Below are 14,621 nucleotides of genomic sequence, written 5' to 3' on the forward strand. Positions count from 1 at the left end.
GCAACGATGGTTCCCGGCCTTCCCCTCTACCGCGCGAGCGCTGCGAGCAAGGCGCCGCTCATCGACTTCATGGTGCGCGGCCTAGAGCAGTCGGGCTGCCGCGTGCTCCATGTCTCGCCCGCCAATCAGGCGCCCAGCGTGATCAGCTTCGAAGGGCCGGATGGCGCGCGGATGGGCATCATCGCCTACGCCTTTCGCGCGACCCGAACGCCCACGCGCAACCGCCCCGCCGACGAGCGCAGCTTCCAGATCAAATACGGCGACAAGCGCCTGTTCGGCCCGGACAACATCCACCAAATCTATCAAGACCCGCTCGGCCTCTTCACCACCATCCTCGTCGGCATCGATCCCGAGGAGAGCTTCTTCGTCTCGGCCGATCCCGAGGCGCACAACCCTACGCGGATGTTCATTCGCCTGGAGTTCAAGGACGAGCATGTCGAGGCCGTGCGCAGCAAGGGCTGGCACGCATGGGAGCGGTCCAAGCTCGCGCGCGGACCCATGGCGCCACCGGTCGAGGTGCTGGTCGGTGGACGCCAGGAGCATTTCCTCGATCTCGTCCGCTTCGAGCGCGCGGCCTATGGCATGGCGCCTGGCGAGCGCCAGCTGCTCGCCGACCGCATGGACATGCTGCCCGGCGTGATGCGCGCGCCGGCCGATGCCGGCGTGCTCGATCTTACTGAGCTGCACCCGCTGCTGCGCGAACTCGACATGGACGCCGACGCGGTCCTCGAACTGATCGCCAACGCCCGGCGGCTGAAGATGGCGGTGCGCGGCTGGGTCGCCGAGGAGCATCTGCGCGCGACGCTCGCCAAGGTCGACGACGTCTCCGACTGCGAGCGGCTCGATATCGAAGGCGGCGCGGACATCCGGCTTCGCTATCGCGGCGGTCCGCCGCTCACGATCGAGTGCAAGAATGTCCTGCGAGTGCCCGCCAAGCGGCTCAACCTGCCGCGAATCGACTTTCAGAGGACGCGGGCCGCTAAGGGCGATCCCTGCTCGCGCTACTATGCGCCGTTCGACTTCGACATCGTCGCAGGCTGTCTTCACGCGATCACGACCAATTGGGAGTTTCGCTATGTCGTGCCGTGGTCGCTCGACCCGCACCGCTCCTGCGACGGCAAGCTGGCGAGCAATGTTATAATCGACGAACGGTGGTCGAACGATCCGCGACCGGCTTTCGAAGCGGCAATGGCGCGGCTAGGGTAGCGAGCATGAAAAAGCTTCGCGCCATCAGCCTGTTCACCGGCGCCGGAGGGCTGGACCTCGGCTTCGAGGCCGCCGGATTCGAGACTTCGGTCGCGCTCGAGCTGGACTCGCGCTGCGTCGAGACCCTGCGCGCGAACCGGGACTGGCCGGTGATCGACCGCGACATCACCCAGGTCTCGAGCGATGAGATCCTCGCGACAGCCGGCCTGAAGCCCGAGGAAGCCGACGTCCTGATCGGCGGGCCGCCATGCCAGCCCTTCTCCAAGTCCGGCTTTTGGGCAAGTGGCGAGGCCAAGCGGCTATCCGACCCCCGCGCCGGCACGCTCGGCGCGTACATGCGGGTGCTGGCGGAGGCGCGGCCGAGGGCGTTCTTGCTCGAGAATGTCGAGGGGCTTGGCTTCCGTGGGAAGGACGAGGGTCTCAAGCTCATCGAATCCGAACTTGAACGGATCAACGCCGAGCATGGCACGCGCTACAAGGCGTCGATCGCGGTGCTCAACGCAGCGGATCACGGGGTGCCGCAGCTGAGGAAGCGGCTGTTCGTGATTGGTGCGCGGGACGGCGGCAGCTTCGAGTTTCCAAGGGCGAGCCATGTCGATCCCACGTTCGCGGTGTCCGGTGACAACCGCCCCGCCTATCGCACTGCATGGGATGCGATCCACGATATCGCTCCCACCGATCCATCGCTTTGCGCCAAAGGCAAATGGGCTTCGCTGCTCCCCACGATACCAGAGGGGCAGAACTATCTTTGGCACACCGACCGCGGCGGTGGCGAACCGCTGTTCGGCTGGCGTCGGCGCTACTGGTCCTTTCTCCTGAAGCTCGCGAAGAACCAGCCTTCGTGGACGCTTCAGGCGCAACCCGGCCCCGCAACCGGTCCATTCCATTGGACGAGCCGCCGGCTGAGCATGCGTGAGATGGCGCGGCTTCAGACCTTCCCCGATGACTTCGTTGTCAAAGGTTCAGTCGCTGATGCACAGCGGCAGCTCGGCAACGCCGTGCCATCCTTGCTTGGTGAGGTGCTCGCCCGCGAGATAGCCCGGCAACTGCTCGACGCCGGAGCGAGTGAGGCATTGCAACTCGCCCTTCCAGTCGCGCCGCCGCCGCCACCGCCGGAGCAGGTTGAGCCGGTGCCAAGGCACTTACTCAACCTCCGCGGAGAGCACGATGCCCATCCAGGCACGGGACAAGGCTATCGCGCACGCACGCGTGAGAAGTCAGCGCTAATGGCCGCCGAATAGCGACTAAGGCACAGGCTGATATCTGTTTTAGAGCCGTCTGCTGCCTGCGCAGTTAAAGCACAACTCCCTGCGAAGTAGACATTGCAATGAAATTCAGCGAAGTTTGTAAGCGCTGACATTGCGATCATTCAGGGTTCCCTCTCGGTGCGCAGAAATCCACGGAACTAGAGTTCCGCTCTTGATAGGTTAGCAGGCGTGCGCGATGACATCTGGATGGCCAAAACATCCCCATCCGCTGTCGGGGCAGCCCAACACGCAACTATATCCGCCAAGCCGTCGCGCGACATCGTGTTGGAAGCGGCGGCGAATGAGTTGATCGTGGCGGTCGTCGGGCATGTCGGGTCGGGCACAAGCGAAATTGCGGAAGCCCTTCACAACCTGCTTGAAGAAGCTGATCTACCCGGTGGTCCCTACGAGGCCGAGGTCTTGAAAGCCCGATATGAGATCGAGCAGTGGGCGACGGACGCAGGTGAGGCTCTGCCGACGTCTGACAGAAACGATCTTGAGACGACCAAGAGCCTCCAAGACCTTGGCGACAAGATGCGCGTAGCATCAAATGATGCGTCCGCCGTGGCACGGGCTCTTGTCAAAAGAATACGGTCCACGCGCGCACACAAGATTGGGAGTGAATTGCAAGCGGGCGTGGCGATTGCCCCCGACGGCAAACGTAGAGCCTACATCTTGGATGCGATACGGAACCCGGCCGAGGTGGATTTGCTGCGGCATGTTTATCAGGATGCGTTCGTCCTGATCGGCGTTGTGTGCGATGAAAAGGTCCGCCTCCAGCGCATCATGGAGAAATATAAGAATGCCGGAAGGACGGACGGCGAGGATTTGATGAAACGCGACGCTAAGGCCGCTTCAAGATTTGGCCAGCGTGTCACGGACGCATTTCATCTCTCGGACTTCTTTATCGACAACACACCTGATCGAACCACGGATGGCGGCGCCGCAAATCCCGATTGGAACGTGAACGACCATCTCTCCAGACTGGTCAAAATCGTCAGCCATTCGGAAATCGTCCGACCATCGACCGAAGAAACCGCGATGCATCATGCCTATGGGGCGGGTCTCAGAAGCGCGTGCCTGTCCCGACAGGTCGGCGCGGCGTTGGTGGACAGCACGGGCAATGTCGTCTCAACCGGTACGAATGAGGTCCCCCGCGCCGGCGGCGGCGTCTATGGCGAAACTTTCGACACCGACCATACGGACCACGTCGACGATCACCGATGCGCCTATCGGAATTTGAATGGATCTGGCCCTTTTTGCAGTAGCACTAGGGAGCAAAACTCTCTGATTGAGCGATTCATCGAGGAAATACCGGAACTCAAGGCAACGGATGGAATACGAAAGCAGAAGCTGCTCCTAGAATTGCGCTCCAGCGGTGTAGGGGATCTTCTGGAATTCAGCCGGGCCGTGCATGCGGAAATGGACGCCCTGCTTTCCGCAGGCCGTGAAGGCATAACAACGGTAGGCTGCCGCCTCTTTGTAACAACCTATCCTTGTCATTATTGCGCGCGACACATCGTCAGCGCCGGCGTGGATGAAGTCCAGTTTATCGAACCCTATCCCAAGAGCCGAGCGATCGATCTGCACGCCGATTCCATCCAGGTCAGCGTCAAGAACTGGTCGCCGCCGAGCCGCGCTGGCAAGCGCGTGCTGTTCCGCCCCTTCGTCGGCGTGGCACCCCGCATGTATCGACGGGCATTTATGAAGGATCGCGACCTTAAGAATCCGCTGTTCGGGCAGTTACAGCAGGGCGAACCGGATTGGGGCACGCCGTGGCATTTGCGCGCGGTGAGCTATTCTGACCTTGAAGCCAAACTGGCCGAGAGCTGAATTGTCCAAAACGCCCCCGAAACACCTCAGAATTGTTGAGACGGCTCCCCGTCCGGTTGAGCATGCGCCCGAAGCCTTTGAGTCGCTGGCGGGTGACCGATCGCTATTTGCGACGAGTGATCCAAATATTCTGATGTTCGTCGACTTCGCTGCCGTCGAAGAGGCCGAGCTTTTATCGCTGATTATTTCATCAAAGCCGACGCGCATCATAGATTTGCGCGTCGTCCCGCGCTTTGACATCGGAACGCTCAACCGAAAACTTGTCTTTTCGATCTTTGAGAAGGCAGGCGCCAAATATCACGATGTGGGGGCCCTGATCGGACCGGCGCACATGCGGCAAAATGCGGGGGCACCCGAGCCATTGGCGCGGGCGGTGCTGGAACGCGTCTTCAAATCGGACACCGCTGTAAAGGGACCAGTCGCGGTCCTTCTTGACACCAAAGGCTCGGCCGCGGCTTTCACGGATGCATTCGCCGCCATCCTGGATCAAGCTAACCCAGCCGGCTGGCAGACTATACGCGTTCCCGCCGTGCGAAGCGCGCCGATCTCGGGTAGCAGATCGATTGTCTTCATCAGCCACGCTACGCCGAATGACAATCCCTTTGCGAGCTGGCTTTCCACGCAACTCACGCTCAGCGGATATGAGGTCTGGACCGATTTCGAGCGCCTAGGCGGTGGCGAGCTCTTTTGGGACACGATAGAAGACATTATACGAAACCGCGCGGCTAAGGTAATCGTCGCCGCCAGCGGTCTCGCCCAGACGCGGCCGGGCGTGCTCGACGAGATCGCCCTTGCCCTCTCGATCGAGCGCAATTTTGGTCTCACCAATTTTGTCATTCCGCTTCGGATTGATGAGACCAATTTTCTCGACTTTCGCGCCAACCTGCAGCGCCGCAATATCCTCGATTTTCATGGAAATTGGGCGGCGGGGCTCTCGCAGTTGCTCAAAGTGCTCGAAGGCGACCGCGTGCCGTCGGACGTGAAAGATATTGCCTCGAATGTGGGCAAGATTATCCACGATCGACTTCAAAGCAAATTAGGCGTGACCGATCGAGCGGATCCGGTATCGGTCAATTGGCTCCAAGTGCGGCGCTGGCCGTCGGCGGTCTACGCCTCGACGCTTCCCGTCCCGGCCAATCGGATCGGCGATTATACGAAAACGCTTCAACTCCCCTATGTGCAGTTCGGAGACCTGCTCCTCTCCTTCGCGCCCACCGCAGCGCTGTCGGCAGCATTGATGGGGATCAATGCCAACTCGTCCGGAGCCGTTGCAACGAGCGAGTTTCTCAAAGGTCGATGGAATCAAATTCCGACCCTCAAATCCCATATTGCGCAACGAATGGTCTCTAATCTTGTGCGCCAGGCCTGGGCCCGGACCGCCCGGCAAAGGAATCTGTCTGCCTTTGCTTTGGCGTCGGGTGCGAACTGCTGGTTTCTGAAAAACGGCCAACTGGAGGGTAACAAAGCGCCGTTCATAGATCGCGAGGGTAAAAAGCGAACGAAGGCCCTTGTAGGCTTTAGTCAGAAGCGAAGCGTTTTCTGGCATTTTGCAGCAGAGCTAAGGCCCCTCCCAAACCATCCCGAAACGCTGGTAATCAAGCCGCATGTCATCTTCTCGGAAGATGGGATCACACCGCTCGACAGCGCGGCTCGCATGCACGCCTTACGACGCGGTTTCTGCAAGAGTTGGTGGAACGATCGATGGCGCGACCTGATCGCCGCCTTCCTTTTCTTCCTGTCAGAAGGTGCTGACGAAATCGGCCTGGACGCCGGCGGCGGTGGAATAGGGCTGTCACCCACCATGATCGATTTTGAATGCCCGGTCTCGCCTCTGGATCCGGAGACCTCGATCTTGATTGAGGAATCCTCGACGGGTGACGAGGAAGATCCGGACATCGATGAAGAGGAGGTCGGCCTTACGCTTGCCTTTGATTTGCAGGGCCGCGAGCAATGACGGGCATCATCGTCGGTCACCATGCGGAGCCCCTCCTCGAATTTGGCTATAGTCAGACATTGGATGACCCGAAGCAGGGCCTGTTTCTCTTCGGTCCGCTCGACGAGCGACGCCCGGCGTCGATGCGCGTCGGCGTAGTTGGTACGCCGACTGGCATCGAACTCTACAAGCAGTGGGTGAAATCCATAAACGGCTTCATTCCGGCCGCCCGCGAGGATGCTCTGCACCAGATTGGCTATCCGGGCTTCGAAGCGGTTTTCCGAACCCCCTGGCCGCTGCAGCCGATGGCCGAACTTCCAATCTCGACCAGCGATATCTCAAAGGCGCTTCGGATTTCGGATCGCCACGTGGGTATTTATGAAGCTGTTTCTCTCTTCGAGGGCGCTATCCGGAAAAAGACGCGGCAAGACGATGTCGATGTCGACCTGTGGTTTGTTGTCATCCCAGAAGAAGTCTATGTTTTAGGGCGGCCCCAATCCCGCATCCCGTTCGCGGAAAGAGAGCGCATAGAGAGGCGGATCGACGCGCGGATCGCGCGGAGGCTTCGCTCTCAGCCTTCCCTGTTTTCCGAAGATATGGATGAGGCCAAGGTCTATGCCTATGATCTCGATTTCCATAACCAACTAAAGGCGCGCCTCCTCGACACAAAGGCGGTCGTTCAGATCGTTCGCGAAAGCTCCCTCGAGGCGCCCGCCCTGTTTGCGCGGAACAGCCGCCGCTTGCAGGATCCAGCGACCCTCGCGTGGAATTTGACCACGACATCCTATTTTAAGGCCGGCGGACGACCCTGGAAGCTGCACGCGGTGCGAGAGGGCGTTTGTTATATCGGCATAGTCTATAAGAAGGACGCCCAGGACCCAACGGGTACGAGCGCCTGCTGCGGCGCGCAAATGTTCCTGAATTCCGGCGACGGCCTTGTATTCAAAGGCGCGATTGGAAAGTGGCACCCTGAACGCAAGGAGTTTCATCTCAGTCGCGATGGCGCGGCGGAACTGATGACGTCGGTTATCGAGGAATATGTTTCAGAGAATGGAAAGCCGCCAAAAGAGGTTTTTCTGCATGCCCGAACGCGGTTCAATGTCGATGAGTGGGATGGCTTCACATCCGCGCTGCCCGATGATGTGAAGCTGGTTGGCGTCCGCATTGCGCGGTCAAGCGACGTGAAGCTCTTTCGGTCTGGACGAACCCCAGTTCTGCGGGGCACGACGTTGCAGGTGGATGAGCGAACCGCTTATTTATGGTCATCCGGATTTGTCGCTGCGTTGAATACTTATGCAGGGCGTGAAGTGCCCAACCCGCTGTCGATCGAGATCACACGCGGGGAAGGCGATATTATCCAAGTCTGCAAGGATGTGCTTGGTCTCACCAAGGTGAATTTCAACGCCTGCATTTATGGCGACGGCCTTCCCGTGACACTACGCTTCGCGGATTCTGTAGGGGAAATTCTTACGGCAGGCCCGGTGGGGGCACTGCCGCCGCTTCCTTTCAGGCATTATATATAGCAGGCCAAAATCGATATCGTGCGGCGCGCGGGCAGACCGACCGCAACTTCCCGGAGCCGGCATAAGTTGAACTCGGCTTTCGGCCGAGAGGATCGCAGTCGAACGGCGAAAGGTCGGGCGCAAAGCTGCCTCGATTGATGCTGCCTACGCGGCCACGGTTCGCTCAAGGTCAGCGAGATGCTCTTCGCAAATCACCTGAACAACGCGACCTAATTCTTCGATCCGGTCGGCGAGCCAAGCCAACTCCTCGGCGCTGATTCGATAATGTTTCGAATAGCGCGCCTTCACGTACGCTTCTTTCAGCTTTTCGAAGCGCCCGCGATCGGCGCGCGTGTCGCGCGGCCAAGCATCGATCAAGCGAGGATCAATCCGTTCCGCCCGCGTCCGCAGAAAGCCGAGGTTGTGAACGTGTGGCGTGTAGAAGGTGCACACCAGCAGGACGCAGTGGTATAGAAATTCAGAAGTCTGATGGAGGTCGAACGCCGCTGGCTTTAGAAACCCTCGTTCCATACTCAGCTTGGCAAGTTCGAAGCGCTGCATCGATGCCGGGAACCACTCGGTAAAATACTCCTGCGCCATCAACAGCGCCTGTTGTGGCGTCTTCGGCTTGGGCTCGTGCAACTCGGTGCCGTCACTCTCGTACAGCGCGATCCCATCGCGGGCGACGTCCATGAAGAAGTAGCGGCCGTGGGCCAGCCCGTCGTTCACCTCATGCAGGGTATGGACGATGAAGTTGACCGGCGTGCGCAGCGTCTTGGTGACCGCCAGTTCGCGATTCAACCGGTCTTCGGCCGTGGACCAGAAGGCGGCGCGGTCGGTAAGCTTCTCGTGATTGACGACGATCAACAGGTCGAAGTCGGACTGATAGCCCTTGGCGGTATGCGGCTCGTCGACCCAGCCACCGCGCGCATAGCTCCCGTAGAGAATGACCTTGAGGATGCGCGCCTGGCGCTTCCAGTCGACCGTGGCGGTCGCAGTCGCGTCGCGGAATTCCTCGAACAGGATCTGCACCACGCGCTCGAGTTCGCGCTGCTTGCCGGCTGGCAGATGATCGAGATCGGTGCGCATCGGAGGAATCCTAGAGCGCCGGGGCGGCGATGCAACCGCCGGAAGAGCGATCAAGCGCCATTTCCGAGCGGTCGTCCATCAGCGTCCACCGGCGCCGAGATCGTGGCCGAGCCGCACGAGCGCGCTCGCGAGCAGCCGTTCGACCTCGTCCACGCCGATGCCGAGCCGGGCGGCGACGGCGGCGAAGTCGTGTTCGTCGACGGCATGGAGCAGGAACACCGTCTGCTCGGGTTCGGGCAGCGCGGCGACCGCGGCGCCTATGCGCGCAACCAGCCTGGGATCGATATCGGACATGGGAAGCGATCCTTTCCGCCGGCCAGGAGGGGCCGACAGCGACGCAAACCGGGCGCGCCACGGGCGGTGGCCCGCACCGCAGGGCGAAGCGAAAGCGGAGCACCCGGCATCGCCGGGTTGCGGGGCGCCGCGGCGCGCCCGACAAGCGGAAGCCGGCCCCACCCGCGGAAGGAGCCGCGATCCAGCGCCGTCCGCCAGCTGTTGCGAATGCCTGCGAAGTGACGCAGAATCGTCCGTGCAGCGCGGTTTCGAGCCGGCAGCCCGCTGCGGACTGACCGCCAGGCATCAAGCGCTTCCGGCCATCACGGTCGGCGGTAATCTCCGAGGCACCGCCCGGCACGAGACAGGCTCTCGTGCGATCGACTTTCCATGCCCGCGCCCCGCGCGGCGGCAATCGCTTGCGGTAACGCGATGCGGCGGCCCGACGACGATCCCGACCAGTCGCCCGGTGGCGGCGGCAACGGGCAAGCACGCTTCGATGTGCTCTACCGCGAGCAGGCACCGCGCCTGCGGCGATGGCTCGACGCGCGCCTGCGCTCGAGCGAGGAAGCGAACGACCTGGTGCAGGATGCGTTCGCGCGCCTGCTCGGATCGGGCGCCCGCGACGGGCTGCGCCAACCCGAGGCGTTCCTCAACCGGATCGTGCGCAACCTGCTCATCGACCGGTCGCGCCGCGTCTCCAACCGCACGTCGCACGTGCCGATCGACGAGGCGAACGAGCCTGCGACCCGCGCAACCCAGGAGGACGCCATAGAGCTCGCACAGATGCGCGAACGCTATCGGACCGCGGTCGACGCGCTGCCGCCGCGCACGCGGCAGGTGTTCCTGCTGCACCGGACGGACGGCCTGGGCTACAAGGACATCGCGACTCAGCTCGGCATCAGCATCCGAACTGTGGAATGGCATGTCGGCGAGGCGCTCGTGCGGATCGGCAAGGACCTGGGGCAATGACCATGGCCGACGGCAAGGCGGAGGATGGCGGCGATGCGCTCGCGCGCGAGGCCGCGCACTGGTTCGCCCGCATGCGCAGCCCCGATGCCGAGGACAGCCGCGCCGAGTTCGATGCATGGCTGGCGCAGGGACCCGAGCGTCGGGTCGCGTACAACCGCACCGCCGAGATCTTCGCGATGGGCAAGCTGCTGGCGGAGCCGGACGCGCCCGTCCCGGCAGCGGTGCCGCCCCGCCGGCGCGGCGTGCTGGCGATGGCGTTGGCGACGGTGGCTGCCGGTGCGATCGGTATCGGCGGATGGGCGGCCCTGCATCGACCCGGATCGGCGCCGAGCGAAGTTCCAGCGGTGGCTCGCGCAAGCGATCACCGAAAGCTGTCCACGGTCGCTGGCGAAGATCGCGTGGTGCGGCTCGCCGACGGCTCGACCCTGCGCCTGGGCGATGGGACTGTCGTCGATGTCGATATCGGGAGCGCGCAGCGCAGCCTGCGCCTGGTGCGAGGCGAGGCGCGCTTCGAGGTTGCGCACGAGCAGCGCCCCTTCGTTGTCTTCGCCGGCGGGGGCAGCGTCACCGCCCGCGGCACGATCTTCGAGGTCGCGTTGACTCGCGCGGGCAAGGTCGATGTTCGCCTCCTGCAGGGCGCGATCGATGTCGTGCTGCCTCGCGCGCCGGCGTCCCCGCAGCCGCCGATCCGCAAGCTGGTTGCCGGCGAAGGTGTCTCGTTCGTCGTACAGCCCGACGTGCGCGCGACGCCCGCCAGCCCCATCGGAGCGACGCCGCCGTCGCCGACGGCCGCGCGCGAATTCGAGGGAACGCCCGTGGCAGAGCTCGTCGGGCTCGCGAACCACGACTCGGCGCGTCCGATCCGGCTGGCCGATGCCTCGCTCGCTGCTCGGCGCGTGTCCGGGCGATTCCGCGTCGACGACACCGAGTTGCTGGCAAAGCGGCTCGGCGCGCTGTTCGGCCGCGAGGTGGACACCAGCCGCCCCCGGGAGATCGTGCTGGCTCGTGCGAGAGACGACGCACCAGCTCCATAGAGATAGGCGGAGTTCGGCCGGCTGAAAGACCGGCAGAGCTCGGTATGACGTCTCGGCAAATTGCAATGAAGATTAAGTCGATTCCGGAGGAATTGGCTTTTCCGAGCTCGGCCATGCAATATATCAGCCGGCAACAAATCTGCCACATAGACCAACGCGGCCGGGTGGCCACCACTATGTCCAAGCCCAACGGCTAAAGGTGGTGGCGCATGTTCCGAGACATGCTTTTCCCGCCCGGCTTCTCCAAATGGACAAGCCTGTCGGAAAACAATCGGATTATAACTCGATTATAAACTACTCATATTGTCGAAAGCCCGTACATTGGAATGGTCATGGCCATGACGTTTCTCAACTGGAGAAATGCCATGAACCGCAAGCACGAAGACACCATCGAACTCGGCGTCGTGAGCGCCGACACCAAGGGCAGCACGCTCGGCTTCGCCGATGTCGAAATCGGGCTCCAGCCCAAAGTCGGCCTTAGCGACGACTGACCGGACCTGGGGCGCGCCCTAACCGGCGCGCGCCATTTCGTTGGCGGATCCCATCATGTCGCTCATCCTGCGTGCTGGCCTTTCGTGGTGCCTCTGCGCGCGCCAGGCGGTCTTCCTCGACCTGACGCGCGATCGGTACTTCTGCCTGCCCGAAGCCCTGGACGCGATCTTCCAGCGCTGGGTCGCGGGAGAGGCGATCGATGCGGTTGCGCGCGACGCGCTGATCGCGACCGGCGTCGCCGAGCCCGGCTCCGGAAGCCTGCCCCTGGCTGCCCGCCATCCGGCCGCGATGCGCGACCTTGCGGTCGGCATGCGCGGGCGATCGATCCGGGATGTGCTGGTGGCTGTCGCCGGCCAGTTGGCTGCGCGACGCCGGCTAAAGCGGCGCTCGCTTGCAAGCATCGTGGCAGACGACATCGCGTCGCGTGCCGCCCGCCCGGGGGGCGCCCACGACGAGACCGTGCTGCGAAGGGTCGCCGGCGCGTTCGAGGCAAGCGGGACGCTCTTGCGCGCTGCCGACCAATGTCTCCCGCGCGCCATCGCCGCAGGCCATCTGTGCCGCCGTCATGGGCAGGAGGCGGCGTTGATCTTCGGCGTGCGCCTCCATCCGTTCGCGGCGCATAGCTGGATCCAGTCGGGAGACGCGGTCGTCGTCGGCGATCTCGAGCAGGTGCGGCTCTACACCCCGATCCTGGTGGTCTGGTGAGGCCGCGCTATCTTCTCATGGTCGAGCAGCGCCCCGACCTCGCAGAGCAGGCACAGCGCATCGCCGACGGCGCGGGATTGCGGCTCGTTCGGTGCACGCCTTCCATCGCGGTGCTTACGAATGCGGCGTGCAGCTGCCTCGACATCGATGCCGGAATGATGGTGATCGGTACGCTCTTCTATCGGCACGGGCCGCCGCGCGCGATCACTGCCTTCAGCGACGCAGAGCGCACCACGCTGGCACGCGATGGCAACAAGGCGCTGCTTCGATCCTATTGGGGCAGCTATGTCAGCGTGGGCTCCCGAGGCGAGGGTATCGAGATCCTGCGCGACCCGTCGGCGGCGCTGCCCTGCTTCCGCGCCGAAATCGATGGCATGCGATTGTTCGCGTCGGACATCGCATCGCTGGAGACGGCGAGCGCTGGGATCGGACAGGTGGCATGGGATGAATTGGGCCGGATCCTCTATTCCGCGGGCCTTCCGACGACCGAGACCGCGCTTGCGGGCATCACCGAGCTGCGCGCCGGCGAGGCGGTGGCGCTGCGTGACTGCTCCGAACGAACGATATCGGGCTGGTCGCCCTGGGACTTTGTCGATCCTGGCGACAGCGGGGCCGCCGACGGTGTTGCCGAGCGGCTGCGGCACACCATCGAGCATTGCGTCGCAGCATGGGCGTCGCGCTGCCGGCGGCCGCTGGTCAGCCTCTCGGGTGGCCTCGACTCCTCGATCGTCGCGGCCTGCCTCGCGCAGGCCCGGAGCCAGGCTACCTGCCTGACCCTGTTCACTGACGATCCGGCGGGCGACGAGCGCGGTTTCGCGCAGATCGTCTGCGATGCGGTCGGCCTTCCGCTCACCGAACGGCGCTATGCCCTCGATGCCGTCGACCTCGGCCATGCGCTGGGAGCGCACCTTCCCCGACCCGCCGGGCGCGTGGAAGCCCAGCCGTACGAGACCGCGCACCGGGCGGTTGCCGAGCAGATCGGCGCGGATGCCTTCTTCACCGGCAATGGCGGCGACAATGTCTTCGGCTATTCGCAGTCCGCTGCGGCGCTCGCCGACCGGGCGCTGCACGAAGGGCCGGGCGCCGGTGCCTTCACGACGCTGCGCGACATCTGTCGCCAGACCGGGGCGGGGCCGCTGCGGGTGACGCGTGCGGCGGTGCGCATTGCCCGCCATCCCCCTGGCTATCGCTGGAAGCCGAATCCGCTCTTCCTGCATCCGGAACTTGTCGCTTCGCTGCGGGACATGGCCTTCCCCCATCCCTGGCTGGAAGCTCCGCGCTGGGCGCTTCCCGGCAAGGCGGCGCATATCGCCTCGCTGGTCCGCGCCCAGCTCACGCTCGAGGCGGACCGCAGCCGCGTCGCGCCGCTGATCAATCCGCTGCTGTCGCAACCCATCCTGGAGGCGTGCCTGGCGATCCCGAGCTGGCAGTGGCGCGAGGGCGGCCGCGATCGCGCCATGGCCCGGACCGCCTTTGCCGGGCGCCTTCCGGACACGATCGTCGATCGCCGGGTGAAGGGCACGCCCGACCCGTTCTGTGGCGAGATCGTCCAGCGCAAGCGCCAGGAACTGCGCGCGCGCCTGCTGGACGGCCGGCTCGTCGCCCACCGAATTCTCGATCCGGGCGCGATCGAGGAGACTCTCCGTCCGGAACGACCGACGACGGGAGAGGAGAATGTGCGCCTGCTCGAGCTGGTGAATGTCGAGGCCTGGCTGAACGCCAGGTCATCGCATCCGTCCTGCGGTGATCCCGCCATCGGCTCGAGCACGACTGGTACCACCGACAAGACAGGAGAAGAGCAATGCGTATCGAGGACGTGAAGGTCATCGAGCTCGGAACGGCAAGCACGGAGACGCGCGGTTGCCTGTTCGGCTTCGCCGACATCGAGCTGGGCCTGTTTCTGCCCATCGGCCTGCAGGACGACTGAGGCCGGGGGCGCAATTCCCGGCCGTCCGCCGGGCACCAGCCAACTTTCGAAATGGAGAAGAGCAATGCGTACCGAAGACATGAAGGCGATCGAACTCGGGATCGCCAGCACCGACACTCGTGGATCGACGATGGGATTCTCCGACGGCGAGACGGGCCTGATGTGGCACCCCGGCCTCCACGACGACTGAGGTGAAGCGGGCGGGTGCCTAGGCACCCGCTCGTCCTCGGGCAGGTTTCCCGCGTCCGGATGCAACGGGCTGAACATGCAAGGAGAAGAGCCATGCACGGCCAAGATTGGAATATAGTTCTGCTCGGAGCCGCCAGCACTGCGACCTGCGGATCGACGATCGGTTTTGCCGAGTCCGAGCTCGGCCTCGGCCTGTATCCTGGGCTGCACGAAGATTGA

General features: G+C 63.5%; 15 protein-coding genes. 13 read left to right on the top strand and 2 right to left on the bottom strand.

The window, feature by feature from the left end:
- The first annotated feature begins 6 nt into the window (after positions 1-6).
- The 5 genes from AC3WJI_RS04565 (at position 7) to AC3WJI_RS04585 (ending at position 7,742) form a co-directional block, all read left to right on the top strand.
- Complete coding sequence (locus AC3WJI_RS04565; RefSeq protein WP_492756063.1) at positions 7-1,206, top strand: hypothetical protein; 1,200 nt, start codon at positions 7-9, stop codon at positions 1,204-1,206.
- Positions 1,207-1,211: 5 nt separating this feature from the next.
- Entirely contained in the window at positions 1,212-2,447 is a 1,236-nt protein-coding gene (locus tag AC3WJI_RS04570; protein WP_492756064.1) for a DNA cytosine methyltransferase, read from the top strand.
- Between the two features lie 195 nt (positions 2,448-2,642).
- Positions 2,643-4,286, top strand: coding sequence for an anti-phage dCTP deaminase (locus AC3WJI_RS04575; protein WP_492756065.1), 1,644 nt, complete (start codon positions 2,643-2,645; stop codon positions 4,284-4,286).
- Positions 4,287-4,419: 133 nt separating this feature from the next.
- Complete coding sequence (locus AC3WJI_RS04580; RefSeq protein ID WP_492756066.1) at positions 4,420-6,240, top strand: toll/interleukin-1 receptor domain-containing protein; 1,821 nt, start codon at positions 4,420-4,422, stop codon at positions 6,238-6,240.
- Entirely contained in the window at positions 6,237-7,742 is a 1,506-nt protein-coding gene (locus tag AC3WJI_RS04585) for an argonaute/piwi family protein (RefSeq protein WP_492756067.1), read from the top strand. The genes AC3WJI_RS04580 and AC3WJI_RS04585 overlap by 4 nt, the downstream gene beginning before the upstream one ends.
- Positions 7,743-7,886: 144 nt before the next feature.
- On the opposite strand, the gene AC3WJI_RS04590 is transcribed toward AC3WJI_RS04585, so the two are convergent.
- Together AC3WJI_RS04590 and AC3WJI_RS04595 are read right to left on the bottom strand one after the other, a co-directional pair.
- The gene (locus AC3WJI_RS04590) at positions 7,887-8,810 is read right to left on the bottom strand and encodes a HEPN domain-containing protein (protein ID WP_492756068.1); all 924 of its coding nucleotides are present in this window, start codon (positions 8,808-8,810) and stop codon (positions 7,887-7,889) included.
- A gap of 78 nt (positions 8,811-8,888) precedes the next feature.
- Complete coding sequence (locus AC3WJI_RS04595; protein WP_492756069.1) at positions 8,889-9,104, bottom strand: RNA polymerase sigma factor; 216 nt, start codon at positions 9,102-9,104, stop codon at positions 8,889-8,891.
- A 411-nt stretch (positions 9,105-9,515) separates the two neighbouring features.
- Here AC3WJI_RS04595 and AC3WJI_RS04600 point away from each other — a divergent pair, with 411 nt between their 5' ends.
- From AC3WJI_RS04600 to AC3WJI_RS04635, 8 genes are all read left to right on the top strand, one after another.
- Positions 9,516-10,055, top strand: coding sequence for an RNA polymerase sigma factor (locus AC3WJI_RS04600; RefSeq protein WP_492756070.1), 540 nt, complete (start codon positions 9,516-9,518; stop codon positions 10,053-10,055).
- Positions 10,052-11,089, top strand: coding sequence for a FecR family protein (locus AC3WJI_RS04605; protein WP_492756071.1), 1,038 nt, complete (start codon positions 10,052-10,054; stop codon positions 11,087-11,089). The genes AC3WJI_RS04600 and AC3WJI_RS04605 overlap by 4 nt, the downstream gene beginning before the upstream one ends.
- A 365-nt stretch (positions 11,090-11,454) precedes the next feature.
- Positions 11,455-11,580, top strand: a complete 126-nt coding sequence (locus tag AC3WJI_RS04610) for a benenodin family lasso peptide (RefSeq protein ID WP_492756072.1) — start codon at positions 11,455-11,457, stop codon at positions 11,578-11,580.
- Between the two features lie 55 nt (positions 11,581-11,635).
- Entirely contained in the window at positions 11,636-12,286 is a 651-nt protein-coding gene (locus tag AC3WJI_RS04615) for a lasso peptide biosynthesis B2 protein (protein ID WP_492756073.1), read from the top strand.
- On the top strand, positions 12,283-14,106 hold the full coding sequence (locus tag AC3WJI_RS04620; RefSeq protein ID WP_492756074.1) for an asparagine synthase-related protein: 1,824 nt from the start codon (positions 12,283-12,285) through the stop codon (positions 14,104-14,106). The genes AC3WJI_RS04615 and AC3WJI_RS04620 overlap by 4 nt, the downstream gene beginning before the upstream one ends.
- Positions 14,088-14,213: a hypothetical protein gene (locus AC3WJI_RS04625; RefSeq protein WP_492756075.1), complete on the top strand. Its 126-nt coding sequence runs from the start codon at positions 14,088-14,090 to the stop codon at positions 14,211-14,213. Before AC3WJI_RS04620 ends, AC3WJI_RS04625 begins: the two co-directional genes overlap by 19 nt.
- A gap of 64 nt (positions 14,214-14,277) precedes the next feature.
- Positions 14,278-14,403 (top strand): hypothetical protein, encoded by a 126-nt coding sequence (locus tag AC3WJI_RS04630; protein WP_492756076.1) that lies wholly within the window; start codon positions 14,278-14,280, stop codon positions 14,401-14,403.
- 92 nt (positions 14,404-14,495) lie between these two features.
- Positions 14,496-14,621, top strand: a complete 126-nt coding sequence (locus tag AC3WJI_RS04635) for a hypothetical protein (RefSeq protein WP_492756077.1) — start codon at positions 14,496-14,498, stop codon at positions 14,619-14,621.

Source organism: Sphingomonas sp. FW306-1B-B10E (assembly GCF_058782005.1).